The sequence below is a fragment of the Roseovarius arcticus genome, assembly GCF_006125015.1.
Taxonomy (GTDB): Bacteria; Pseudomonadota; Alphaproteobacteria; order Rhodobacterales; family Rhodobacteraceae; genus Roseovarius; species Roseovarius arcticus.
In genome coordinates, this window is the sequence record NZ_SZZN01000001.1 from 1,968,785 (window position 1) to 1,992,964 (window position 24,180).

The 24,180-nt window shown below is 61.1% G+C and carries 23 protein-coding genes; 14 read left to right on the top strand and 9 right to left on the bottom strand.

Going from position 1 to position 24,180, the window contains the following annotated elements:
* Positions 1–29: 29 nt before the first annotated feature.
* The 4 genes from msrB to MK6180000_RS09305 all read right to left on the bottom strand — a co-directional run bounded on the left by msrB (position 30) and on the right by MK6180000_RS09305 (position 2,583).
* Positions 30–512, bottom strand: coding sequence for a peptide-methionine (R)-S-oxide reductase MsrB (gene msrB / locus MK6180000_RS09290; RefSeq protein WP_138934471.1), 483 nt, complete (start codon positions 510–512; stop codon positions 30–32).
* 141 nt (positions 513–653) lie between these two features.
* The gene (locus MK6180000_RS09295; protein WP_138934472.1) at positions 654–1,208 is read right to left on the bottom strand and encodes a fasciclin domain-containing protein; all 555 of its coding nucleotides are present in this window, start codon (positions 1,206–1,208) and stop codon (positions 654–656) included.
* A 140-nt stretch (positions 1,209–1,348) separates the two neighbouring features.
* Positions 1,349–2,047, bottom strand: coding sequence for an anti-sigma factor (locus tag MK6180000_RS09300; protein ID WP_138934473.1), 699 nt, complete (start codon positions 2,045–2,047; stop codon positions 1,349–1,351).
* Complete coding sequence (locus MK6180000_RS09305; RefSeq protein ID WP_138934474.1) at positions 2,044–2,583, bottom strand: sigma-70 family RNA polymerase sigma factor; 540 nt, start codon at positions 2,581–2,583, stop codon at positions 2,044–2,046. Before MK6180000_RS09305 ends, MK6180000_RS09300 begins: the two co-directional genes overlap by 4 nt.
* A gap of 166 nt (positions 2,584–2,749) precedes the next feature.
* On the opposite strand from MK6180000_RS09305, the gene cobS reads away from it, so the two are divergent.
* The 4 genes from cobS to MK6180000_RS09325 all read left to right on the top strand — a co-directional run bounded on the left by cobS (position 2,750) and on the right by MK6180000_RS09325 (position 7,925).
* Positions 2,750–3,736, top strand: a complete 987-nt coding sequence (gene cobS, locus MK6180000_RS09310) for a cobaltochelatase subunit CobS (protein ID WP_138934475.1) — start codon at positions 2,750–2,752, stop codon at positions 3,734–3,736.
* A 76-nt stretch (positions 3,737–3,812) separates the two neighbouring features.
* Positions 3,813–5,687, top strand: coding sequence for a cobaltochelatase subunit CobT (gene cobT, locus MK6180000_RS09315; RefSeq protein WP_138934476.1), 1,875 nt, complete (start codon positions 3,813–3,815; stop codon positions 5,685–5,687).
* Complete coding sequence (locus MK6180000_RS09320) at positions 5,687–7,501, top strand: aminopeptidase P family protein (protein ID WP_138936432.1); 1,815 nt, start codon at positions 5,687–5,689, stop codon at positions 7,499–7,501. The genes cobT and MK6180000_RS09320 overlap by 1 nt, the downstream gene beginning before the upstream one ends.
* An 82-nt stretch (positions 7,502–7,583) precedes the next feature.
* Positions 7,584–7,925: a DUF427 domain-containing protein gene (locus MK6180000_RS09325; RefSeq protein WP_138934477.1), complete on the top strand. Its 342-nt coding sequence runs from the start codon at positions 7,584–7,586 to the stop codon at positions 7,923–7,925.
* Positions 7,926–8,025: 100 nt separating this feature from the next.
* Here MK6180000_RS09325 and MK6180000_RS09330 read toward each other — a convergent pair whose 3' ends face one another.
* Positions 8,026–9,714 carry a chloride channel protein gene (locus MK6180000_RS09330; protein ID WP_138934478.1) on the bottom strand — a complete coding sequence of 563 codons (1,689 nt, stop codon included), beginning with the start codon at positions 9,712–9,714 and terminating at the stop codon, positions 8,026–8,028.
* Positions 9,715–9,839: 125 nt separating this feature from the next.
* Here MK6180000_RS09330 and MK6180000_RS09335 point away from each other — a divergent pair, with 125 nt between their 5' ends.
* The 9 genes from MK6180000_RS09335 to MK6180000_RS09375 all read left to right on the top strand — a co-directional run bounded on the left by MK6180000_RS09335 (position 9,840) and on the right by MK6180000_RS09375 (position 18,618).
* Positions 9,840–10,367 carry a tellurite resistance TerB family protein gene (locus MK6180000_RS09335; RefSeq protein ID WP_342777713.1) on the top strand — a complete coding sequence of 176 codons (528 nt, stop codon included), beginning with the start codon at positions 9,840–9,842 and terminating at the stop codon, positions 10,365–10,367.
* Between the two features lie 70 nt (positions 10,368–10,437).
* A complete protein-coding gene (locus tag MK6180000_RS09340) occupies positions 10,438–10,878 on the top strand; it encodes a tellurite resistance TerB family protein (protein WP_138934479.1) in 441 nt (146 codons plus the stop codon).
* 23 nt (positions 10,879–10,901) lie between these two features.
* Positions 10,902–11,660 carry a phosphate/phosphite/phosphonate ABC transporter substrate-binding protein gene (locus MK6180000_RS09345; RefSeq protein ID WP_138934480.1) on the top strand — a complete coding sequence of 253 codons (759 nt, stop codon included), beginning with the start codon at positions 10,902–10,904 and terminating at the stop codon, positions 11,658–11,660.
* Between the two features lie 138 nt (positions 11,661–11,798).
* A complete protein-coding gene (locus tag MK6180000_RS09350) occupies positions 11,799–13,115 on the top strand; it encodes a glutamine synthetase family protein (RefSeq protein ID WP_138934481.1) in 1,317 nt (438 codons plus the stop codon).
* 160 nt (positions 13,116–13,275) lie between these two features.
* Entirely contained in the window at positions 13,276–13,899 is a 624-nt protein-coding gene (locus MK6180000_RS09355) for a type 1 glutamine amidotransferase (protein WP_246040607.1), read from the top strand.
* A 2-nt stretch (positions 13,900–13,901) separates the two neighbouring features.
* Positions 13,902–15,260 carry a glutamine synthetase family protein gene (locus MK6180000_RS09360; protein WP_138934483.1) on the top strand — a complete coding sequence of 453 codons (1,359 nt, stop codon included), beginning with the start codon at positions 13,902–13,904 and terminating at the stop codon, positions 15,258–15,260.
* Positions 15,261–15,270: 10 nt separating this feature from the next.
* Positions 15,271–16,575, top strand: coding sequence for an NAD(P)/FAD-dependent oxidoreductase (locus tag MK6180000_RS09365; protein ID WP_138934484.1), 1,305 nt, complete (start codon positions 15,271–15,273; stop codon positions 16,573–16,575).
* Positions 16,576–16,650: 75 nt separating this feature from the next.
* A complete protein-coding gene (locus MK6180000_RS09370; RefSeq protein ID WP_138934485.1) occupies positions 16,651–17,289 on the top strand; it encodes a hypothetical protein in 639 nt (212 codons plus the stop codon).
* Between the two features lie 93 nt (positions 17,290–17,382).
* Positions 17,383–18,618 carry a DegT/DnrJ/EryC1/StrS family aminotransferase gene (locus tag MK6180000_RS09375; protein ID WP_138934486.1) on the top strand — a complete coding sequence of 412 codons (1,236 nt, stop codon included), beginning with the start codon at positions 17,383–17,385 and terminating at the stop codon, positions 18,616–18,618.
* A 53-nt stretch (positions 18,619–18,671) separates the two neighbouring features.
* On the opposite strand, the gene MK6180000_RS09380 is transcribed toward MK6180000_RS09375, so the two are convergent.
* The 4 genes from MK6180000_RS09380 to MK6180000_RS09395 form a co-directional block, all read right to left on the bottom strand.
* Positions 18,672–19,643, bottom strand: a complete 972-nt coding sequence (locus MK6180000_RS09380; protein ID WP_138934487.1) for a LysR family transcriptional regulator — start codon at positions 19,641–19,643, stop codon at positions 18,672–18,674.
* A gap of 6 nt (positions 19,644–19,649) precedes the next feature.
* Complete coding sequence (gene phaR, locus MK6180000_RS09385; RefSeq protein WP_138934488.1) at positions 19,650–20,210, bottom strand: polyhydroxyalkanoate synthesis repressor PhaR; 561 nt, start codon at positions 20,208–20,210, stop codon at positions 19,650–19,652.
* A 148-nt stretch (positions 20,211–20,358) separates the two neighbouring features.
* A complete protein-coding gene (locus tag MK6180000_RS09390) occupies positions 20,359–20,802 on the bottom strand; it encodes a phasin, PhaP (RefSeq protein WP_138934489.1) in 444 nt (147 codons plus the stop codon).
* 140 nt (positions 20,803–20,942) lie between these two features.
* Positions 20,943–22,769 (bottom strand): PHA/PHB synthase family protein, encoded by a 1,827-nt coding sequence (locus tag MK6180000_RS09395; RefSeq protein WP_138934490.1) that lies wholly within the window; start codon positions 22,767–22,769, stop codon positions 20,943–20,945.
* Positions 22,770–22,876: 107 nt separating this feature from the next.
* Here MK6180000_RS09395 and phaZ point away from each other — a divergent pair, with 107 nt between their 5' ends.
* On the top strand, positions 22,877–24,169 hold the full coding sequence (gene phaZ / locus MK6180000_RS09400; RefSeq protein ID WP_138934491.1) for a polyhydroxyalkanoate depolymerase: 1,293 nt from the start codon (positions 22,877–22,879) through the stop codon (positions 24,167–24,169).
* Positions 24,170–24,180: the final 11 nt, after the last annotated feature.

A 24,180-nucleotide genomic window follows, 5' to 3' on the forward strand; every position in this document is an offset into this window, starting at 1 on the left:
ATGGCCTTGGAAGTTGCATCGAAGTTTTATCAGGCGGCGGCGAACTTCAAAGAGACGCCGTTCAGGCAGTGGCGCTTGCCGGTTGGTGCGGGGCCGTCGTCAAAGATATGGCCCAGATGGCTGCCGCAGCGGCGGCAGTGGACCTCGGTGCGCACGCCAAAGAGTGAGCGGTCGTCCTTTGTTCCGACGGCGTTATCCTTGGCCTGCCAAAAGCTGGGCCATCCAGTGCGGCTGTCGAATTTCGTGTCCGAGGAATAGAGCGGCAGATCGCAGCCACGGCAGCTATAGGTGCCCGCCTCGTAATTTTTGTCTAGCGGCGAGGAGCCTGCGCGCTCTGTCGATTCCTTGCGCATGACGGCGTATTGCATGTCGGTGAGCATAGCGCGCCATTCCGCGTCGGTGCGCGTCACCTCGAAGTGGCCCTCAGCAGAGGTGGCGGCGCCGACAAAGCGCGCAAATGTGGTAGCCGATCCTGCGGCCAGCGCGGCTGTGATGAAGTGGCGTCTGTCCATTTTATCGCTCCTTGTGCGGTGCGCGGGGCCGGTTGGCGGCGCAGTTATTATCAATGTGAAAGCATCGGGCCCGGCAAGCAAGTGCCGGGCCCGTAAACTCACCGGATCGTGTAGCGGACGTGTGCTACATACGCGCCCGGCTTATTCGGCGGCGGGCAGGATCACGGTGTCGACAACGTGGATCACGCCGTTCGACTGCTCGACATCTGCGATAGTGACGTTGATGGTCTGGCCTTGCTCGTCTTTCAGCATGATCATGTCGCCATCATATGTCGCGTTCAGCATGCATCCACCCAGCGTGGGGACAACATGCGCGCCGCCATCATCGTCGATCATGCCCATGATCGCAGTCGACATCGCATCGGCGCCGACAACGTGGCAGGTCAGGATCTTGGTCAGTTGGTCCTTGTTCTCAGGCTTCAACAGACCCTCAACAGTGCCTTCGGGCAGTTTTTCAAACGCGGCATTCGTCGGTGCGAACACTGTAAAGGGGCCCTCGCCCGACAGCGTCTCGACCAAGCCTGCGGCCTTGACGGCGGCGACCAGCGTGGTGTGATCGGCGGAATTCACGGCGTTCTCAATGATGTTCTTTTCCGCATACATTGCGGCGCCGCCGACCATGGGGTTTTCGGCATAGGCGCCGGTGGCCAGTACAGCGACGGTTGCGGTGGCGGTCATAAGGGTCTTGAAGGTCATATCGGATCTCCCGGGGTTGTGCAGGCGTTTATCGCCTGCTGACCCCCCAACTCACGCAGCGCCCGCGATGAGAGTTTCAGATGCACCGAAAAAAGATTAAATTAACCTTGGGTCCCTTAATTTGCCCAGCGCCGAAACCGTCAGATCGACGTGATCGCGCCCGTCGCCAGTACGCTGCCAGTCGGCGCGCCAGTGGGCGAGCCGCCCGGCGGCTCGTCGCTGATCGCCAGAACGGCACCGAGCAGTTGCGGGCGCAAAAGTTCGGCAATATCAAAGCGCGCTGTTCCGCTATCGGGCAGCACGCCCAGCGAAATAGGCGCGGCGCCGCCAGCAATCAGCCACAACTCCAGCGCGCGGCCCTCAGGCGCGGCGCCCGCCTCGCGCTGAACCAGCAGCGCACCGGCCTCTGCGTCGTAGCTGGCCGCAATCCGCAGCGAGCCGTCTTCGGCGGCAATGTCGGCCGTATAGAGAGGCGCGCTAGGGGCATCGGGTGTCAAAATCCCCGTATCCACGACCAAAAGCAGCGCCAATGTCGCCGCGACCGCGCCGCCCACCAGCCAGCTTAAGCCGCGCCAGCCTGCGAACGGCCGGCGCGCTGTGGCCGCACCAAAGAGCTGCGCGTCTATCCCCCGCTTCAATCCAGCGGGCGGTGCTACCGGGGCGATGTCGTCGGTCAACGCAGCCAGATCGTCCGCCCACGCGGCATAAAGCGCGCGCAAGTCAGGCTCGCCTACCAGACGCGCCTCGAACGCCAGCGCCGCATCCCGCCCCATCAGGCCAAGCGCGTACTCCGCTGCAAGGACGCTGTCGTCCTCGTCATATGGCTGCGCGCCAGTCATCGCGTCAGGCACTCCCTCAATTTTAGCAGACTGCGGCGCAGCCATGTTCGCATTGTATTCAGCGGCACGTCATAATGAGCCGCCAACTCGGCATATGTCTCGCCCTCTAGATAGGCACGGCGCACGGCCCCTGCATGGCCCGCCTCCAGTTCGTCCAGACAGGCGTTTAACTGCCCGCTTTCGCTGGACGCGATTGCCTGCGCCTCAGGGCCGGGAGGCGCGTCGGCCATCGCCTCGGCGGCATCCAGACCCGGTTGGGCCTCGCGCCGCTTGCGGGCGCGGTCGATCGAGGTGTTGCGCGCTATAGCGATCAGCCACGTCATCGGGCTAAGGCCATTGGCGCGATAGCGATCCGCGTGGCGCCAAATCTTGACATATGCCTCCTGCGCCGCCTCTTCGGCCTCGGCCCGGTCATGCAAGACACGCAGGCAAATGCCAAACAGTTTCGCAGATGTGTGTTCATAAAGGCTTGAGAATGCAGCCCGTTCTCCCAGCGCTGTGCGGGCGATTAGTGTCTCTATCTCGTCGCGGGTCACTGGGCGAATACGTCCTGATCGGGAATGGGCACGTTCGCCGCATCTGATCAAAGTATAAGGCAAGCGCGCCGCACGGCCAGCATTTCTTTCCCTTTCCCTTGCCCTTCGGCACGATATATTGCACGACATGCTGCAAACGGCAGACGCGATTTGAGGACCTATTGGAATGGCTGACGGCATGATCGACCCGCACGCGAAACCCACCGAAGATATTGATGTACGCGAGGTATTCGGCATCGATTCGGGTATGCACATTAAGGGCTTTCCCGAGCGGACAGAACGTGTGCCCGACATCGACCCCACCTACAAGTTCGACCGCGACACAACGCTGGCGATCCTTGCCGGGTTTGCACATAACCGCCGCGTGATGATTCAAGGCTATCACGGCACAGGCAAGTCGACCCATATCGAGCAGGTGGCAAGCCGCCTGAATTGGCCCTGCGTTCGCGTAAATCTGGACAGTCATATCAGCCGGATCGACCTGATCGGCAAGGACGCAATCAAGTTGAAGAACGGCGTGCAAGTTACTGAATTCCATGAGGGCATTCTGCCTTGGGCGCTGCGCAATCCGACCGCCATCGTGTTCGACGAATACGACGCGGGGCGTGCAGACGTGATGTTCGTGATCCAGCGCGTGCTGGAGGCCGACGGCAAGCTTACGCTGCTGGACCAGAACGAGGTGATCACGCCGAACCCTTATTTCCGCCTCTTCGCCACCGCCAACACGGTCGGCCTTGGCGATACTACGGGCCTCTACCACGGCACGCAGCAGATCAACCAAGGCCAGATGGACCGTTGGAGCCTGGTCGCGACGTTGAACTACCTCAGCCACGACGCCGAGGTGAACATCGTGCTGTCCAAGAACCCGACCTACAATACAGCGCAGGGTCGGAAGACGATCAGCCAAATGGTGACTGTCGCCGATCTTAGCCGAACGGCGTTTATGAATGGTGAGCTTAGCACTGTCATGTCGCCCCGCACCGTGATCGCGTGGGCACAGAATAACAGCATCTTCCGCGATGTGGGGTATTCGTTCCGCCTGACATTCTTGAACAAATGCGACGAGTTGGAGCGCCAGACAGTCGCCGAATTCTACCAGCGCTGTTTTGACGAGGAATTGCCCGAAAGCGCAGCAAGCGTAAGCATGGCGTAATGGCCCCGCCGCGCCCACCCGTGGGGCGCGGCATCTACAAGACGGCCCGCAAGCCGATCCGCGTTGGAGAACACCAATGAAAAAACCATCCGATAACCCTGCCGATCCGTTCAAGAAGGCCCTCGCCGAGGCGACCAAGGTGCTGGCGGGTGACCGCGAGTTGAATATCAGCTATTCGGTGGACCCTTCGGGCGTCAGCGGGGATGCGATGCGTCTGCCCCAGATCAGCCGCCGCATGACCCGCGAGGAGGTGCTGCATGCGCGCGGCACCGCCGACGCGCTGGCGATGCGTCACAAGTATCACAATGCGAAGACGCACGCGAAATATGCCCCCCCCGGCGCGATGGCGCGCGACATATATGAGGCGATGGAAACGGCCCGCTGCGAGGCAGTGGGCGCGCGAGCCATGCCCGGTACCGCCAGCAATATCGACGCCAAGATCGCCGCAGAGGCCGCGCGCGCTGGCTATGATCAGATCACCGATCCGGCCGATGCGCCGCTGGCCACCGCGGCGGGATATCTTATCCGCCACCTCGCAACGGGGCGCGAATTGCCCGAAGGTGCGCGCAACGTAATGGAGTTGCGCCGGGGCTTTATCGAGGGCGAGGCCGGCGAAACGTTAGAAAATTTGCAAGACACATTGGCCGATCAGAGCGATTTCGCCCGCTTTGCGCGCAAGATCATCGAGGATCTGGGATACGGCGACCAATTGGGCGACGACCCCGACGCAGAGGATGACGACCAAGACGACGAGGCCGAGCAGAACGCCGACGACGAGGAGCAGGACAGCGGGGGCGAGGACGACAGCGATACCGAAAATGCCGACGCAGACGCCGAACAATCGCAAGAAGAACAGCAAGATGCGTCTCAGGCCCAAGTCAGCATGGATGAAAGCGCTGCCGAGGATGCAGGCGACGAGGCTGACATGCCCGATGGCGAGGCCCCAATGGAGCCACCAGCGCCCGCGCCCTTTTCTGATGCGGACCCGAATTATCGAGTTTATTCCAGCACCTTCGACGAAGAAATCCACGCCGAAGATCTGGCCGAACCGGTAGAGCTGGAGCGCCTGCGCGCCTATCTGGACCAGCAGCTAGAGCCACTAAAAGGCGCGGTCAGCCGTCTCGCCAACAAGCTGCAACGCCGCCTGCAAGCGCAGCAAAGCCGAAGCTGGGAGTTTGACCGCGAAGAGGGTATTCTGGACGCTGGACGCCTCGCCCGCGTGGTGGCCAGCCCGACAACGCCGCTTAGCTTTAAGGTCGAAAAAGACACCGAATTTCGCGATACCGTCGTGACCTTGCTGCTGGATAACTCAGGCTCCATGCGGGGCCGCCCGATCAGCATCGCCGCGATCTGCGCCGACGTTCTGGGCCGCACGCTAGAGCGGTGCAACGTCAAGGTAGAAATCCTAGGCTTTACCACCCGCGCGTGGAAGGGCGGGCAAAGCCGAGAGGCATGGCTGGCCGAGGGCCGCCCGCAGCTGCCGGGCCGCCTGAACGATCTGCGGCACATCATCTATAAATCCGCCGACTCGCCCATGCGGCGGACGCGGCAAAACCTTGGCCTGATGATGAAAGAGGGGCTGCTAAAGGAAAATATCGACGGCGAGGCGCTGGAATGGGCGCACCGCCGGATGATGGCGCGCCGCGAATCGCGCAAGATCTTGATGGTGATCTCCGACGGCGCGCCGGTCGACGACAGCACCCTTTCGGTGAACCCCGCCAACTATCTGGAAAAGCACCTGCGCGATGTGATCGGCATGGTCGAAAAACGCAAAGCGGTAGAGCTGCTGGCCATCGGCATCGGCCATGACGTAACGCGCTATTATGATCGCGCGGTGACGATCACTGATGTCGACCAACTCGCCGGTGCGATGACCGAGCAACTGGCAGCGCTGTTTGACAGCGATCCGCGCGCACGGGCACGTGTAATGGGCATAAGGCGCGTGTCATGATGTTTCAGTCGTTCTCGGAAAAATCGAACCCCGAGCAGGGCGCGCCCCGCCTGAAATTGCTGCGCGCTGTTATGAAAACCGCTGAACTCGATGGCTGGCTAGTGCCCCGCGCAGATGTGCATCAGGGAGAATACGTCGCGCCGGGCAATGAGCGTCTGGCATGGCTGACCGGCTTCACCGGATCAGCGGGCTTTGCCGCGGTGACAGAAAATCAGGCTGGCGTATTCGTCGACGGTCGCTACCGGACGCAAGTGCGAAATCAGATCGACGCGGCCGCATATCAGCCTGTCGACTGGCCCGAAACGAAATTAGCAGATTGGCTAAAACATGCCCTGCCCGAAGGTGGCAGACTAGGCTTTGATCCGTGGCTGCACACGGCCAAGGAGATCGCGGACCTATCGGATGCGCTGGAGGGTAGCGGCATCGCGCCCGTCGCGCATGGCAACCTCGTCGACAAGATCTGGCCAGATCGCCCCGCCCCCCCGACCGGGGCGATCACCACCTACCCCAATGCGCTGGCAGGCAAGACAAGCGCCGCGAAGCGCGCCGAACTGGCAGAGACGTTGCGCAAGGCCGGTCATCGCGCCGCGATCCTGACGCTACCCGATAGCATTGCGTGGCTGCTAAACATTCGCGGCGCAGACATTCCGCGCAACCCGGTCCCGCACGCCTTTGCCATCCTGCATGACGACGCACGGGTCGAGATTTACGTCCATCCTGCGAAACTAGATAAACTGCCGGATACCTGCACGGCCGGCGGCGTCACCGCGCACCCCGATACAGGCTTTGCCGCCGCTGTAACGCTCTTGCTGTCGCCAGTACGTGTCGATCCCGCCAGCATCCCGGTGGCCATCGTCGCGGCGCTGGAGGAGGCAGCAATCAAGCCATCCTTCGCCGCCGATCCGTGCATCCTGCCCAAGGCGTGCAAGACAGGCGCCGAAATCGCCGCCACCCGCGAGGCTCACTTACGCGACGGCGCGGCCTTGTGCGAGTTCCTGACGTGGTTCGACGAACAGGCCCCCGGCACGATCACCGAAATCGACGTGGTGACCGAAGTGGAGAAGGCCCGCCGCGCCGCCGGCAAGCTGCTGGATATCAGCTTTGACACCATTGCAGGTAGCGGCCCGAACGGCGCGCTGGCCCATTACCGCGTGTCCGAGGCATCTAATCGAACGCTTGAGGATGGCGATCTGCTGGTCCTCGACGGTGGCGGGCAGTATCTGGACGGCACGACCGACATCACCCGCACGCTACCGGTGGGCAATGTGGGCGATGCAGAGCGCGCCGCCTTTACCCGCGTGCTCCAAGGTATGATTGCCATCTCTCGCCTCCGTTTTCCAAACGGGCTGGCGGGCCGCGACATTGACGCCATCGCGCGCTATCCTCTGTGGCTGGCCGATCAGGATTATGCCCACGGCACCGGCCACGGCGTTGGCGTCTATCTGTGCGTCCACGAGGGCCCGCAACGCATCAGCCGCGCCAGCGACGTCGCCTTGCACCCCGGCATGATCCTATCGAACGAGCCAGGATATTACCGCGAGGGGCATTTCGGCATCCGCATCGAAAACCTCCTCGTTGTGCAGCCCGCGCCGCCCTTGCCCGGTAGCGATCCGGCGGACAGCGCCGAAGGTCGCCTCTCATTCGAGACGTTAAATTTTGTGCCCATCGACCGGCGTCTGATCCGCCGCGATATGCTGTCGCAAGGCGAGGCAGATTGGCTTGACGCGTATCACAAAGCCTGCCGCGAGAAAATCGCGCCCCATCTCACTCCAGCAGCAGCAGATTGGTTAACGCAGGCGGCCGCCCCGATTTAGACCGCACCATCACAGCTATGGCGTTGCTGCGCCAAAAGCGTAATGTTGCGCAAACCGCGTCAGCGAAGGAAGGCACACTATTATGACCAAGATCACCATAGATAAGGCAGACGGTACATGGACCGTCCGCGCGGGCGGGGCCGTCATCGGCGAGAGTCAGAATGCGCTGGAATTGACTGAGGAAGGCTATCCGCCCGTCACATATTTCCCTCGCGCAGACATCGCCACTGCCTTTCTCGATCCCAGCGCGCACGCCACCGATTGCCCGCACAAGGGTACGGCCAGCTATTATTCCATAGTCACCAAAAGCCGCACGATTGAAAACGCCGCCTGGAGCTATGAGGCGCCGCACGCCGCCGTATCGAAAATCAAAGACCACCTCGCCTTCCACTCCAGCGATCTGGTTACAGTCGAGCGGGTCTGACGAGCGGGTCTGACCTCGCCCATTCTTTTTGCCTAAAAATATCCTGAGGGAGCGTTCGAAAATCCTCAGGATTTTGAACGTGGGGGCAAAGCCCCTAACGCTACCCATGTTCTTCGCGCGACAGTGCCGCCAGCGCGAGGTTGTAGGCCTTCAGCGCGTCCACATGATAGAGCACGCCTTTGTAGACCTCCGGCGCGTCCCCCACCCTTTGGGCAGTGATCGGCACGTAATTCACTTCATGCGCATCAAACATCGGCATCGCCGTCTCGAGGGTCGAGCCGATATCGACGTGAATTCCCTTGTCGATCATCGCGCGGCAAATCTCCTCGGTGGGGGCGCTGTCGTCGCTGGCGGCGCGCATCAGGCCCGCCACGCCCGTCATCGACAGCAGATACGCCTGCGGCCCCTCGGCCAGGTGAATCCCCCGCCGTTTCAACTGTGTCAGGAAAAATGAGCGGTTTACCAGCGCGGTGCCCAGCGCGGTCGATGTAGACACTGCGACCATTACGGCCAGCCCGGTCTGCCAGTCGCCCGTAAGCTCGAACACGATCAGCGTGGTCGAAATCGGCGCGCCCAGCACCGCCGCGGCGACCGCCCCCATTCCCGCCAGCGCATATAGGGTGTGCGATCCCGACATATCAGGGAACAGCGGCGTTGCGATCAGGCCAAAGGCGAGGCCGGTTAGCGCGCCCAGCATCAACGATGGCGAAAATACACCGCCTCCCATGCGCCCGCCCAGCGTAATGGCCACTGCCAGCACCTTTATCACCGCAAAGACAACGGCCTCGTGAAGCAGCAACTCGCCGGTCAGTGCCGCTGACGTCGTCGCGTATCCGACGCCGATGATGTGCGGAAACACGATTGCCATCCCGCCCAGCATGGCGCCCGCGATTGCCGGGCGCGCCCAACCGGGGATGCGCAATTGCTGGCAGATGCTATCGCCCACATCCTCGGCAAAGAATATGCTGCGGATCAGCACGGCCGCGACCACGCCGCACAGCAGCCCGAGGATCAAAAACGCTGGTAGCTCGCCATAGAATTCCAGCACAGATGCATCGGGCAGCGTGAACTCGGTGATATCGCCAAATTCAAGCCGGTTGATCACAGTCCCCGCGACGCTGGCGATCACAATGGGCGCAAATGCGTGAATGGCAAAGTGGCGCAGCACCACCTCCAGCGCAAAGAGCGCCCCGGCGATAGGCGCGTTAAATGAGGCCGATACCGCAGCCGCCACCGCACAGCCCAACAGGTCGCGCCCATGCAGGCCGTTGGCGTTGATCCGGTCCGACGCCCAACTGGCGATAACGGCTGCCAGATGCACCACCGGTCCCTCGCGGCCGGACGATCCGCCCGTGCCCAGCGTGATCATCGAGGCGAAGGCCGAGGCGATGCCTGCCCGCTTCTCGACCCGGCCGTCGTCTAATGCTGCTCCCGAGATCACGTCGGCGACAGCGCGCACTTTGCCATCGGGGGTAAAGCGGTTGAGAATAATCCCCACCGCCAATCCGCCAACGATCGGAATGATCAAGATCCAGTACCACGGCAACACCTCGGCAAAGGTGTTCAGGCTGCGCGGATCGTCAACGCCGTATAGCGCGGTCTGAAGCCAATTCACCCCTTTGCGAAAAAAGAGCGCAGCAAACCCCGCCGCGATCCCGATGAACAGCGCGATAAGCCAGAACTGAAATTGGCTGGGACCCCGTGTGCGCAAAACAAGCCACGCACGCTGCGATCCGGCGCGTATATCGGCAATCGTTCGGGCAGCAAAGGAGGGATCGGGCGCGCTCATGTCAGTCCTTCGGGCCAGTTGCAGGCATGTCTGCGCAGGAAGGGCCTTAGTAGCGCAATTCGGCGCGCGCTGGAACGCCTCTTGTGCGAAATATGCCACCTTGGCGGTGTGTCTGCGCCTACCAAGTGCGCAGCGCTTCCGGCCCACAGCCGCCTACCGAGGCCGCCACGTGGAAATCGCTTGCCCTGCCGTCCGCAGCAGGTAAACCTGACAACATGCTGACGCGTATCCTGAACCTTCTCAAGGGGCATCCTTCCGAACCTCTGCCAGAACCTGACGCGCGGCTTGCGCTCGGGGCGCTGATGGTACGGGTGGCCAAGGCGGACAACGATTACCAATTGCGCGAAATCGCCCGCATCGACTTTCTGCTGGCCCGGATGAACGGCCTTGGCCCTGTGGACGCTGCCAAAATGCGCGCCACGTGCGAAAAAATCGAGGCCGAGGCACCCAGCACGCGCAAATTCGCGCTGTTGATCCGCGAAACGGTCAGCTTTGAGGCGCGCATCAAGGCGCATGAGGCGCTGTGGCAGGTTATGCTTGCGGATGGGGTGCCAGACGCGGGTGAAATGGCGATTGTTGGACAGGTCCGCGAGGCATTGGGCCTTAGCAAGGCCGATTGCGACGCCGCTCAGTCCCGCGCCGCACCCCTTTAACGCTGCGACGCCGCGTTCGGTCGGCAATTAGGGATTGGCCCTAACGCACAGTCGCATTATATCCCTTGCCATGATCGCAGATTTTTTCAAACGCCTCACCGCCGCGGATGACCAGCCGCTGACCGAAACCGACGCGCGTCTCGCGCTTGCCGCGCTGCTTGTGCGCGCCGCACGCACAGATGGCGACTACGCCCCCAGCGAGATTGACCGGATCGACCGTATCCTTGTTGCGCGCTATGGCCTTACGCCCGATGCAGCCGCCGCCTTGCGCAGCGACGCCGAGCAAACGGAGGCCGAGGCGCCCGATACGGTGCGCTTTACCCGCGCGATCAAGGATGCGGTGCCATATGATCAGCGCATCGGTGTGATTGAGGCGCTGTGGCAAGTGGTGCTCGTCGACGGTGAGCGTGCCGCGCCTGAAAACGCCCTTTTGCGTATGACCGCCAGCCTTCTTGGTGTTACCGATGTCGAAAGCGCGGAGGCGCGCCAGCGCGTTGCCAAGTCGATTTGATCAAAACCCAAGGATCCGCCCAGATGATTGCAAGCCTGCCCATGTACGACCGGCCAGAGACAGCCGCGACGCTCGACACCCTCTGGGCCGAGACGCGTGCGCGTCTGCCATTCGATGCGCCCGTTCGGCTGACGCGCGAGGGTAATCTGTGGGATCATTGGGCCGACCCGGCGCTGGTTCTGTCGCAGACTTGCGGCTATCCCTACCGTGCCCGCCTAATTGGCAAGGTGCAGGTCGTCGGCTCGCCCGATAATCGCCTGCCGGACTGCCCACCTGGTCATTACAATAGCATCTTTGTTGTGCGCGCGGATGATCCGCGCAGCGCCCTGCCCGACTTTGCCCGCGCGCCCTTTGCGTATAACGAGCCGCTGTCGCAATCGGGCTGGGGCGCGCCGCAGAACCACGCGGCCGGGCTAGGCTTCACCTTTTCGAATACGGTCTACACTGGCGCGCATGTCAATTCCGCCCGTGCGGTGGCCGAGGGGCGCGCTGATATCGCCTGCATCGATGCGCTTACGTGGATGCTAATTCAGCGCCACGATGCGCACGCTTCCGAATTGCGAGAGCTGGACCGCACAGATCCGACGCCCGCGCTGCCATTCATCACGGCGCCCGGTTATGACGCCGCCGCCATCGCCGCGGCGTTGGCTGGCGCACTGGATGCGCTGTCGCCAGCCGCGCGCGACACCATCGGCCTTTACGGTTTGGCGCGGGTCACAGACGCGCAATACATGGCCATTCCCAATCCTGCGGATCCGGGCGCGGCAAGGCCCAGCGCCTAGTACGCCCTCTGCATTTTCGACCTTTACTGCAGGCTTGCGCGCGATTTGTGCGCAGCGCCAGTGTGGCGGTTGCATAAATTAAGGTTGCGCCCGCACCTGATCCGGTTGATCAATCGCCGTAACAGGAAGGGACACCTGATGAGTATCGACAATTTCGCCACGTTCCGCGTGGCCGCCTGCGATCTGAATGGCCAGATGCGCGGCAAACGGATGCCAGCCAGCTATTTTGCCAGTTTGAACGATGACACCGTGCGCATGCCGCTATCGGTGCTGAACGTCGACATCAAAGGCGCCGATATCGAGGACAGCCCGCTGCTGTTCGAAACCGGGGACGCCGATGGCATCATGCGCCCCACCTCGCGCGGGCCGGTGCCGCTGCCTTGGCTGGATAGCGAACAGCCCCTCGTGCCGATGCAGATGTACTTCGAGGACGGCACACCCTTTTATGGCGACGCGCGCCATGCCCTTGGCCGCGTGTTAGAGCGGTATTCTCAGCGCGGCTGGCAGGTTGTGGCCGCGACTGAGCTGGAATTCACACTTGTCGATGACAGTGGCAAGCAGTTGCGCCATGTGCGCGATCCGCGGAACCGGCGGCGCATGGATGCGTCCGAGATCCTGTCGCTTAGCCAAATGGACGCGTTTGATCCATTCCTGTCCGCCCTCTATGAGGCCTGCGAGGCGATGGGCATTGAGGCGCAGACCACCACATCGGAGGCCGGTGTTGGCCAGTTCGAAATCACGCTGAACCATCAAGAGGCAATGCGCGCCGCTGACGACACGTGGCTGTTCAAATCGCTGATCCGGGGCCTCGCCTATCGCTTTGACTGCGCGGCTACGTTCATGGCCAAGCCGTTCATGCAGGACAGCGGCAACGGGATGCACATGCATTTCTCAGTGCTGGACGCCGATGGCAACAACATATTCAACGATGGCGGCCCCAAGGGAACTGATACGCTGCGGCACGCCATCGGCGGTTGCTTGGCGGCGATGCAAGGCTCGACCCTGATATTCGCGCCTCATGCCAACAGTTATGCAAGGATGACACCCGGCGCCCACGCGCCAACCGCCATCTGCTGGGCGTATGAGAACCGCACCGCTGCTATCCGCGTGCCGGGTGGATCGCCAAAGGCGCGCCGGATCGAACACCGTGTCGCGGGCGGCGATATCAACCCCTATCTCAGCTTTGCAGCCATTCTGGGCGCCGCTCTGGTCGGGATTGAGGACAAGATGGAGCCGGGCGATCCCTTGACCGGCAGCGCCTATGGACAGGATCTGCCACAGCTGGCCACGGACTGGACGCATGCTGTCGATCTGTTTGAGGCCGATCATATGATGCCCCGCATCTTTGAGGCAAAACTGATCCGAAATCTGGTCCAGACCAAACGCCAAGAGATCGTCGTCATGGGCGAAATCGACGAATCCGAACATTGGAAAACGTACCTAGACAAGGTTTAAGACCCCTCTTGCCGCATGGGTTCCGCTTTGCTAACCTAAATTTGATCATATTATGAGGCCACCCTTGACCGTCCCGCATCCTTCGCTCAGCCCCAATGATGAGACCACGACCATCGGCATCCTGCTATGCGGTCACGTACCGGACGATATAGAGCCCGATATGGGCGACTATGATGCCATGTTCGTCGACTTGCTGAAGGGACACGGCCTGAGCTTTCGCACCTATGCCGTGGTCGACGACCAATTTCCGGCCAGCGTCGAGGAATGCGATGGCTGGCTGATCACAGGCTCCAAGCATGGCGCGTATGAGCCGCATGGCTGGATTCCCCCGCTTGAGCAGTTTATTCGCGACGTTTATGAAGATGGGCGGCCCATGGTCGGCATCTGCTTTGGCCACCAGATCATCGCGCAGGCGCTCGGCGGCACGGTCGAGAAATATTCCAAGGGCTGGGCCGTGGGCCGGCAGGATTACCTGATCGATGGGCAGCCTGTCGCACTGAACGCATGGCATCAGGATCAGGTGACAAAGTTGCCGCCGGGCGCGACCGTGATAGGGCAAAACGCATTTTGCGACAATGCCGCACTGCTCTACGATCACCGCATCCTGACGGTGCAGCCGCATCCTGAGCACACCGCCGCCTTCGTTGGCCGCCTCGCCGAAAGCCGGGGGCGCGGACTGGTGCCTGACGAATTGCTGGATGAGGCAATCGAGCGCCTTGACCAGCCCACACAACATCAATCCGTGGCCGATCGCATGGCTGCCTTCCTTAAAAGAGGTGCCTGAGAATGGCCGACTGGACCAAAGACCTGCCCGAAGCGGCGCGCGAATACCTCGAAGGCAAGCGGTTGGACGAGGTGGAATGCATCATCTCTGACCTGCCCGGCATCGCACGCGGCAAGGCGCTGCCCGCCTCAAAATTCGCCAAGCAGAAGCATTTTCACCTGCCAGACTCGATCTTTTTTCAGACCATCACCGGCGACTGGGGCGAAGCGGCGGGCGAGACGGGATTCATTGAACAGGACATGATCCTTGTCCCCGACATGACCACCGCCAGCGCCGCGCCTTGGACGGGTGACTGGACATTGCAGGTGATCCACGACGCCTTTGACCGCAACATGAAGGCGATCCCATTCTCGCCGCGCAACGTGCTGAAACGCGTCGTCGCCGCCTATGAGGCGCGCGGCCTGACGCCCGTAGTCGCGCCCGAGATGGAGTTTTATCTGGTTGCCCGCAACATCGACCCGGCCCAAAGCATCAAGCCAATGATGGGCCGCTCAGGCCGGCCTGCCGCCGCGCGTCAGGCGTATTCGATGACCGCCGTGGACGAGTTTGGCCCGGTGATCGACGACATCTACGATTTCGCCGAGGCGCAGGGTTTTGAGATTGACGGCATCACCCAAGAGGGCGGCGCCGGCCAGCTAGAGATCAATCTGGCGCACGGCGATCCGGTAAAGCTGGCCGACGAGGTGTTCTACTTCAAACGCTTGATCCGCGAGGCCGCGATGCGGCACGATTGCTTTGCCACCTTCATGGCCAAGCCCATCGCAGAAGAGCCGGGATCGGCCATGCACATCCACCACTCGGTGCTGGATATCAAAACAGGTCAAAACGTCTTTTCCGACAAGGATGGCAAGGAAACGGACGCCTTTTACTACTTTATCGGCGGAATGCAGCGCCATTTGCCCAGCGCCATCGCCGTGCTGGCGCCGTACGTCAATTCCTATCGCCGCTACGTCAAGGATCATGCGGCGCCGATCAATCTGGACTGGGGCCGCGACAATCGCACCACTGGCATCCGCGTGCCGCTCTCCTCGCCCGAGGCGCGGCGCGTCGAAAACCGCCTCGCCGGAATGGACTGCAATCCGTATCTGGGCATCGCGGTCAGCCTCGCTTGCGGCCTTCTGGGCCTCGAAGAGCAGGAAATGCCTGCACCCGAATGCACCACCGACAGCTATTTGGGCGAAGGCGGCGTGCCCCCTGTGCTGGGCGATGCGCTGGACCTCTTTGACGAGGCGTCCAAGCTGCACGAGGTGCTGGGCCCGGATTTCGCGCGCGTCTATTCCATCGTGAAGCGTGCCGAGTACGAGGAGTTTCTTCAGGTTATCTCTCCTTGGGAACGCGAGCATCTGCTGCTGAACGTGTGACGCCTTGGCGATGAATCTGCTTCACGCTAACGACCGCGCCGGGGAATATCCCGCCAGCTGGTATGCCGCCACATCGGATGCGCTGCCCGAATTCGCGCCTCTGCGCGGCACAGAGCGGGCCGATGTGATCGTTGTCGGCGCAGGCTACACCGGCTTGTCGGCGGCGCTACATCTGGCAGAGGCGGGCATGGACGTGGCGCTGGTTGAGGCGCAGCGCGTCGGCTTTGGCGCGTCGGGGCGCAATGGCGGCCAGCTCGGCAGCGGCCAGCGGATGGACCAGCAAGGGTTGGAACGGCTGATGGGCGACAGCGACGCAGCCAAGCTGTGGGAGCTGGCCGAGGACGCCAAATCTCTGGTCAAGTCTCTGATCGCAAAGCACGAGATTGATTGCTATCTGGCGCCCGGCATTGCCGAGGCATGCTTCTCCGCCTCTGAGGTCGCGCATGAACACGCATATGCGGACCACTTGGCCGACCGCTATGGATACGAACACCTGACAAAGCTGGACAAGGACGCGATGCACGCCCTTTGTCCCTCGCCCGCTTATCACGGCGGCGTTCTGGACATGGGCGCGGCGCATCTGCATCCCTTGCGCTATGCGCTCGGCCTTGCCCGCGCAGCGCAGGCAGCAGGCGTACGGATTTACGAGCGTAGCGAAGTGACAGGCATTGATGAGGGCGCGCGCGCCACTGTGCACACGGCGCAAGGCCAAATCAGCGCAGAGCACATCATTCTCGCCTGTAACGGCTATCTTGGCGGCCTGAACGGCAAAGTGGCGAGCCGCGTCATGCCCATTAACAATTTCATTGCGGCGACCGAGCCGCTGGGCAAGGATGCCGCGCGCGTGCTGACGCAGGACATCGCGATCGCCGATACCAAATTCGTTGTTAACTATTTCCGCCTAAGCCATGATAACCGCCTGCTTTTTGGCGGCGGCGAGAGCTACGGCTACCGCTTCCCGGCAGACATCCCCGCTTTGGTTCGCAAGCCGATGAGCCAGATTTTCCCGCATCTGAGCGACGTAAAGATCGACTATGCGTGGGGCGGCACACTTGCGATCACGATCAAGCGGATGCCGTATCTGGCGCGTGTCGCACCCAATATCCTAAGCGCGTCGGGCTATTCGGGCCACGGCGTCGGCAGTGCGACCCATGCGGGCAAACTGATGGCGGATGCCGTGGCAGGCGAGGCAGCAGGCTTTGACACGATGGCACGGGTTCCGGCCACACCCTTTCCGGGCGGCGCGGCGCTTCGCACGCCGCTGCTGATACTGGCAATGACGTGGTATTCACTGCGCGACCGACTGGGCGTTTGAGGCAGGGCGCGGCAGTCACCCTGAAATATCGCGCCAGTTAACCTCCCGTTTACCAAGTTTAACGAATATCGGCGCATGAGCCGTCTTATTGCCCTGCTGCTCGCCCTCATTATGGGGGCATCGCCTGCAACTGCGGGCGCATGGCTGCGCGCGGAAGGCGACGGTTTCTTGTCCTCGACGATCAAGGTTCAGGACGATGACGACACCAGCACCTACGGCACTCTTTATGCAGAATACGGGATAAATCCCGATCTGACCGTGGGCCTCGATATTGGCAGCGACGAAGGCGGCGATCACAAAGGGCTGGCCTTTGTCTTGATGCCGCTATCGCGCGAGGGGCTGCATATCGTGTTTGAACTAGGGGCAGGAACGCTGGACGAAGGGGCAGCGCTCAGACCCGGAATTTCCGTGGGCCGCAGCCTGAGCATTAACGATCTGAACGGATGGTGGAGCGTCGACACGCGCGCACGCTGGACCACAGACGAAATCTCGCTGGCGATCGACACCACAGTGGGCCTGACATTGCCCAGCGAAACGATGCTGATCGGCCAACTTCAGCAGGGCGGCCCGATAGCAGACCCCGACTTCCTGCGCCTCGGCGGATCGGTCGTATGGCCTATCTCGGCGGGTCGCCACATTGAGGTGGGTCTGACGACCAGTCTCAGGAATGCCGAGGATTTTGGCGTAAAAGTAGGCATGTGGAGGTCATTTTAGCCACATTGCCGCAGTTCGAATAGAATTTTCTCTTTCGGAAATGGCTCCTCTTGTTTATATTTTCCGAAATGTCTTTTCGGAAAAGGTGAAGCAATGTCCGCCAGCGCCCAAATCACAACCTGCCTGCCGCCGAACACCTACGACGCCGAGCCAATCCCAGAGGCCGCCCGCGCAGCCATCGACGCGATGCTGCAAACGGGCGATTTGTTTCGGTACACCGCGCCGCAGGATTCGCCCGTATCGCTGCTAGAGACCGAGTTCGCCGCAACCATGGGATCTCGCTACGCGCTTGCTGTCTCAAGCTGCTCAGCCGCGCTGTTTTTATCACTAAAGGCACTGGGTCTGCCGCGCGGCGCGCGCGTGCTGATACCGGCGTTCACCTTTGCCGCCGTGCCGTCGTCGGTGATCCATGCCGATTGCGTGCCAGTACTATGCGAAGTGGGCGACAATTACCGCATCGACATGACCGATTTTGAGGCGCGGCTGGACAGTGTGGACGCTGTAATCGTCAGCCACATGCGCGGACACACCTCTGACATGGACGCGATTATGGCGCTGTGCGATGCGCGCAGCATCCCGGTGGTCGAGGACGCGGCCCATTCGCTGGGCACGACTTGGCATGGGCGCAATATCGGCACGATAGGGCGCATCGGCTGTTTCTCATTCCAGTCATACAAGCTGTTGAACGCCGGTGAAGGCGGCATCATGATCACGGACGATGCCGATCTGGTGGCGCGCGCGATCATCATGTCGGGCGCGTACGAGCATAATTGGGCCAAACATCTGGCCCACGGTGACAACGCACTGAAGGCTGCATTCGGCCGCTGGCAGAACAAGCTGCCGTTATACAATCTACGCCTAAGCAACCTAAGCGCCGCGCTGATCCGACCGCAGCTGGACGAAATCCCGCGCCGGGTGCGTGACGGGCGCGCGGGGCATGATCACGTGGCAAGCCTGCTAGAACAAAGTCCGTGGCTGACGGTGCCCGCCGCGCTAGAGCCGGAGAAGCGTGCGCCCGACTCAATCCAATTCAACCTGACCGGGATGAGCGATGCAGATGCCCTCGCCTTTGCCAAGGCGGCGGCGGATCGCGGCGTGAAGGTACAGATTTTCGGCCAGAGCCAGGATAACGCGCGGGCCTTCTGGAACTGGCAGTTCATTGAGGGGCCGGTGCCAGAGTTGCCCATGACGCGCGCCATGTTGTCCCGTGCCTGCGACACCCGCCTACCCGCGCGCCTGACGCGTCAGCAGCAGGACGCGATTGCAGCGGCTATTCTGGGCGCCGCCGAAGACGTGATGGGAGATGAGGCGCGCGCCTACGGGACGTGAGGCACTGGCCGGGCCGATCAGCACTCTGAGTATCTCTGCCAGATGCCCACGACCTATAGCACCGTCAGAGCGCCTTTCATAAAGGGGTAGCGCGCGAGCGCTGGCCTGACAATGGCGTCCTGCAGGATTGGCTTCAGCGTGGCTGCCACTTCGGACGGCATCGTGCCTAAAATATCTTGGCGCGCAGTGAGCGCTATCGTGCGCGTCAACGGTGCCAATGGTAAGGGCAGCACGTCGATCAGGTCCGCAAAGCGGCGACCGCGCATCAGCGCGAGCGGCGGCAGGATAGTCCAACCGCTGCCCTGCCCCACTAGCGCGAGAATCGCATGATAACTATCCAACTCGAAACGGTGAGGGATGGGGGCGGCGTGACGCGCGAGGTGCGATGTAATCAAGCGCCCCATGTAATGCCGCGTCGTATACTGGATCAGCGGCAGGGCGCAGAGCTGGTCGAGCGTGGCTGCGTCCGCTTCGATCTGGCCCTTGGGTACAGCCACGACAAAGCCCTCTCGCATAAGAGGATGCACCTCGGCCCAGTCGGCGCCGCCTCCCTCGCCCAGCTGTGCGGCGACCACGATATCGAGGTGCTGCGCGTCCAGTTGGTCGTGCAAAACGTGGCTGGCGCCCGTTTCTAGCAAGAACTGACACGTGGTTAGCTGCCCGGCCATATGGGTCAACAAACGAGGCGTCACGTCGGCCTCGAAATCCTCGATCATTCCAAGCCTGACATTGGTCAGGCGCGCAAGATCGGCCATGGCCAGTTCGGCCTTGGCTTGCGCGGCCTCGGCCAGAATTGTTTGGGCGCGGCGGTGCATAATCTCGCCCGCGCGGGTCAGACGGAGGGGACGTGCGCTTCGATCCAGCAAGGGCGCACCGAGGGCGGCCTCCAGATTGCTGAGTTGCTGGCTAACGGTGGACGCTGACGCGCCAAGGCGACGGGCGGCGGCGGAAATCGAGCGTTCGTCCGCCGCAGCGATAAACACCTCAATCCCCCACAAAGTAATTTTGCCAGAGCTGCCCGCCACAGCGGCTTACTTGCCCATCTTGGCCAACTGGCGCTGGAGCGCGGCCAACTGCGCCTTGATATCGTCCAACTCGCCGCCCTCGCGGGACTCATCTGGCGTCTTGGCTGCACTGGACATCCCGCTGAGGCCGCCAATACCACCAGTCATCGCCTTCATGAACGCCTCCTGCTGGGCGCGCATAGCCTCCATCCCCGGCATCCGTGCCATGGGATTGGATTGGGTCATGTTGGCCAGAACCTTCGATTGGCCATCGCGCAGCATCTCAAAGCTGGCGGCGAGAAATTCGGGCACGACGCTGGTTGCCTGCGTTGTGTAGCTGCGCACCAGATCATTCAGAACGTTGGTCGGCAGAACGTTCTCGCCGCGGCTTTCGTGATCAGCGATGATCTGCAGCAGGTATTGGCGCGTCAGATCATCGCCTGATTTCAGGTCTATGATCTGAACGTTGCGGCCGTCGCGGATGAATTGGCTGATATCGTCAAGCGTCACGTAATCTGACGTCTCGGTATTATAGAGGCGCCGGCTAGCGTAGCGTTTGATCAAAAGGGGTTTGCCGTTGTCAGCCACGTTGCGTGCCTCCCTGAGTTAATGCAGCGGTGCAGCGAGCCTATTCGCTGCGCGCGCAAAAAGAAAGGGCGAGCCGCATAGCGGCCCGCCCTATAGTCAGTCGCGCCCTGAGCCCCACTGGAGGGTCGGCGCGGCTTGTGTCTATCGCTTACTTAACGCCTGCTTTTTTCGCAGCGGCGCCCATGTCGTCGGTCGCTTTCTTGACGGCCTTGGAGGCGTCTTCCTGAAGATCGCGGCCTGCGCTCATCATCAGTTCAACGGTTTCCATCTGGACCTTCTTGGCGACTTCGGCGAAGGCAGCCATGTTCTCGGCTGCGACTTCGGCGTTGGCGGATGCGAAATCGCTCATCGCCTTGGCGTAATCGGCAGGCTCGGTCTGTGCCTTGGACATGTCGGACATCTTCGCCAGCGTGGTCTTGGTCCAAGCGCTGGAGATTTCTGCCGATTTCTCAGCCGCGCTGAGGGCAACGCTGGAAAGCTTCTCGCTAAGAGCGGCTTGGTTTTTGAACGCGTCTTCCATCGACTTCGTGTCGACGGGGAATGCGCCCATCATGTCTTTCATCATCGTGTTCATGTCTTGTGCTTTAGCCATGGTGTAGCTCCTTTTTGATGGGCGGAGTTTGTTCCGCCATTACTGCGTCTGCAAACAATATGGATGCTGCATCGCGGCATTTCAAGTACTTTTTCTGCACTGCAGCATTTTTCGAGCAAGACGTTGACGTAGAGTGATTTTCAGCGGCTGGCGCGGCGGCGAACGTAGGATCCGGGCGCGTCTTCTAACGCCGGATGGTCCGAATCGCCCGGCTCGCGGGCCGGGATCTGTGCGCCTGATCGCGTCCTCAGCCATTCCTCCCAACGAGGCCACCAACTGCCTTCGGTAAAGGTTGCTGCCTCCATCCAGTCGTCCGATCCACCGGACCAGTCGCCATTGGTGTAGTGGCCGTATTTCTTTTTGCTGGGTGGATTGACGATGCCCGCGATATGGCCCGACTGCGACACGATGAACGTACGATCCTTTGAGCTAACCTGCTGCATCCCGCGAAAGCAGTCCTTCCACGGCGCGATGTGATCTGTCTCGCAGGTGATCGCCATCAGCGGCACATTGACATCAGCCAATTTTAGCTTGTGCCCCAGCAATTCGAACCCATCCTCGGCAAACGCATTATTTTGGCATAGCCCGCGCAGGTATTGCCGCGTCATGCGCCCTGGCAGATTGGCCCCGTCACCATTCCAATAGAGCAGATCGAAGGCTGGCGGCGCCTCGCCCAGCATATAAGAGCGGATGGCAGGCGTATAAATCAGATCGTTCGAGCGCAAGAAACTCATCGTGCGGCCCAGAATAAAGGACCGCAGGATGCCTTGCGCTTCGACCTCGGCCTCAATGCCGTCGACAAAATCGTCTTGCAGGAAGGGCGTGAATTCGCCCTGATTATCGAAATCGGTGAGCGCCGTGAAAAACGTTGCGGACTTCACGGATTTGTCCCCGCGCGCCTTCATCAGCGCCAAGGTCAGCGCCAGCGTGGTGCCGGCGATGCAATAGCCGACCGCGTTGACCTGTTTTTGCCCGGTGATCGCTCGCGCCTCGCGAATGGCGGCCAGATAGCCGTCCTCGATATACTGCTCCATGCCGACATCGGCATGGCTGACATCGGGATTGATCCACGACACGACAAACAGGGTATACCCCTGCTCGGTCACCCATTTGATCAGACTGTTTTGCGCTTTGAGGTCGAGAATGTAGAACTTGTTGATCCAAGGCGGAAAGATGATCAGTGGAATCGCGCGCACCTTATCGGTGCTGGGCGCGTATTGGATCAACTCCATCATATCGTTGCGGTAGACGACTTTGCCCGGCGTGGTCGCGATATTCTCGCCCAGCGAAAAGGCGCTCTCGTCTGCGAGGCGCACGACCATTTCGCCGCCATTTGCCTCCAAATCTGCTACCAGATTTTCCAGGCCCTTTACCAAACTCTCCCCGTCAGTCGCGACTGCCCTTTCCAGCGCGTCGGGGTTGGTGCCCAGAAAATTTGTGGGCGCCATCATGTCGACTATCTGGCGCGAGAAGTAGTCGAGCCGCTTTTTCTCGATCGGGTCCAGATCGCCCGCGTCTGCCACCGCCTGCCCGACGGCCTGCGCGTTCAACTCATACTGTTCGCGGACATACCGAAAATAGGGGTGCGTGGCCCAAAGAGGATTGGCAAAGCGTTTGTCCTTGGGGGCACCCACTTCGGGCGTCGCGGTGCCGCCCGTCAGCATCAGGCGCTGCGCTTCGGCGAAATGGCGTACCGACTCGCTCCAATAGGCAATCTGATTCGCGTACAGCTTGGTAGGGTTTTCGACTGCCTCAGACCAATAACTGGCGGCAGCCTTGGCAAAAAGATCATTCCCCGGACCGCTCAGCACCGAGTTGGGCGGATTGCGCGAGGATAACGCAGCTATAAGGCGCTGCGACAGGGCTTCCACGCGGGCAAGATTGGTGGCCATGCGGTCACGGACCTCCCCACCATCTGGGGCATTTTCGCCATTATTTTCGTCGCCAGTTTGCTGATCCGTTGCCATTTTAATCGTTTCACCCTACTTTGCTGCTATGCAGCATTTGCTTGAGGCGCCCAGTGCGCCCAAATGCGCCAAATATATCAGGGGCATAACACCCCAGAGGAGATCCGATGCGCTACATGGCCACGTATGACATGATGGAATCAATGCGCAACGCCAATCAATGGCTAGGGGCCACGGCCTTATCTTTCTCATCCTATCCTATTTTCAGCATGACGCCAAACCCTGCCTTTCAGTGGATCGCGGCATGGGGCGAAGTGACCGAGCGGACTTTCGCTCGCATGACAGTAAAGCCCGATTGGGGCATTCGCACATTCACCTGCGAGGATGGCCGCGATCATCTGGTCAGCATAGACACTGTCGTCAAAAAACCATTCGGCAACCTGCTACACTTTGCCGTGCCGGGCCGCCCCGCGATGAAGCGCAAGATTTTGCTGGTCGCGCCAATGTCGGGGCACTATGCAACGCTTCTGCGCTCGACAGTCAAAAGTCTGATGGTCGACTGCGAGGTCTACATTACCGACTGGCACAATGCGCGTGACATCCCCGTCAGTGCAGGCAAATTCGATGTTGAGGACTACACCCTATATCTAGCTGATTTTATGCGTGAAATGGGACCGGACAGCCATGTTATCGCTGTGTGCCAGCCTGCCCCGCTTGCCCTGGCTGCTGCCGCGTATCTGGCCGAGCAGGACCCGGACGCGCAGCCTGCCTCCATGACGTTGATCGGCGGTCCGGTTGACCCCGACGCATCCCCGACCGAGGTGACCGATTTCGGTCGCCGCGTGACGATGGGCCAGTTGGAGCAGACGATGATCCAGCGCGTCGGATTCAAATACTCAGGTGTTGGCCGCATGGTTTATCCTGGCCTGCTACAACTGGCCTCCTTCATCTCGATGAATAGCGAAATGCACAGCAAGGCATTCAGTGACCAGATCGCAGCCGTTGCACGCGGCGAGGATGGCGATCATGATCGGCACAACAGGTTCTATGATGAGTATCTGGCCGTGATGGACATGCCCGCCGAATTCTACCTCTCAACGGTTGAGCGGATCTTTAAGGGCTTGGAAGTCGCGAAAAACGAATTCACCATTGAAGGCCGCAAGGTCGATATGGGCAAGATTACCAATGTTGCGATCATGACGGTCGAGGGTGGCAAGGATGATATTTCTGCCCCCGGCCAGTGCGTCGCGGCGCTGGATCTATGTACTGGCCTGCCCGATGCGAAAAAAGCCCAGCACCTAGAGCCGGGGGCGGGCCATTATGGCATCTTTGCCGGTAGCAGCTGGCGCAAGAATATCCGGCCTCTGGTCCTCAGCTTTATTGACAAGAACAGCGGTGACGCGGGTACGGCCAAGGTTAAAGCCACCCCAAAAGCCGCTAATAAAAACGCAGCCGCTTAAACAGGTTAGTC

Coding starts and splice junctions, on each gene's coding strand:
- MK6180000_RS09345 (WP_138934480.1), top strand. CDS start 10,902: ATGATTGCAAGCCTGCCCATGTACGACCGGCCAGAGACAGCCGCGACG.
- MK6180000_RS09355 (WP_246040607.1), top strand. CDS start 13,276: ATGGGCGACTATGATGCCATGTTCGTCGACTTGCTGAAGGGACACGGC.
- MK6180000_RS09390 (WP_138934489.1), bottom strand. CDS start 20,802: ATGGCTAAAGCACAAGACATGAACACGATGATGAAAGACATGATGGGC.
- MK6180000_RS09395 (WP_138934490.1), bottom strand. CDS start 22,769: ATGGCAACGGATCAGCAAACTGGCGACGAAAATAATGGCGAAAATGCC.
- cobT (WP_138934476.1), top strand. CDS start 3,813: ATGAAAAAACCATCCGATAACCCTGCCGATCCGTTCAAGAAGGCCCTC.
- cobS (WP_138934475.1), top strand. CDS start 2,750: ATGGCTGACGGCATGATCGACCCGCACGCGAAACCCACCGAAGATATT.
- phaZ (WP_138934491.1), top strand. CDS start 22,877: ATGCGCTACATGGCCACGTATGACATGATGGAATCAATGCGCAACGCC.
- MK6180000_RS09375 (WP_138934486.1), top strand. CDS start 17,383: ATGTCCGCCAGCGCCCAAATCACAACCTGCCTGCCGCCGAACACCTAC.
- MK6180000_RS09350 (WP_138934481.1), top strand. CDS start 11,799: ATGAGTATCGACAATTTCGCCACGTTCCGCGTGGCCGCCTGCGATCTG.
- MK6180000_RS09365 (WP_138934484.1), top strand. CDS start 15,271: ATGAATCTGCTTCACGCTAACGACCGCGCCGGGGAATATCCCGCCAGC.
- MK6180000_RS09295 (WP_138934472.1), bottom strand. CDS start 1,208: ATGACCTTCAAGACCCTTATGACCGCCACCGCAACCGTCGCTGTACTG.
- MK6180000_RS09370 (WP_138934485.1), top strand. CDS start 16,651: ATGAGCCGTCTTATTGCCCTGCTGCTCGCCCTCATTATGGGGGCATCG.
- MK6180000_RS09320 (WP_138936432.1), top strand. CDS start 5,687: ATGTTTCAGTCGTTCTCGGAAAAATCGAACCCCGAGCAGGGCGCGCCC.
- MK6180000_RS09360 (WP_138934483.1), top strand. CDS start 13,902: ATGGCCGACTGGACCAAAGACCTGCCCGAAGCGGCGCGCGAATACCTC.
- MK6180000_RS09340 (WP_138934479.1), top strand. CDS start 10,438: ATGATCGCAGATTTTTTCAAACGCCTCACCGCCGCGGATGACCAGCCG.
- MK6180000_RS09300 (WP_138934473.1), bottom strand. CDS start 2,047: ATGACTGGCGCGCAGCCATATGACGAGGACGACAGCGTCCTTGCAGCG.
- MK6180000_RS09325 (WP_138934477.1), top strand. CDS start 7,584: ATGACCAAGATCACCATAGATAAGGCAGACGGTACATGGACCGTCCGC.
- MK6180000_RS09330 (WP_138934478.1), bottom strand. CDS start 9,714: ATGAGCGCGCCCGATCCCTCCTTTGCTGCCCGAACGATTGCCGATATA.
- msrB (WP_138934471.1), bottom strand. CDS start 512: ATGGACAGACGCCACTTCATCACAGCCGCGCTGGCCGCAGGATCGGCT.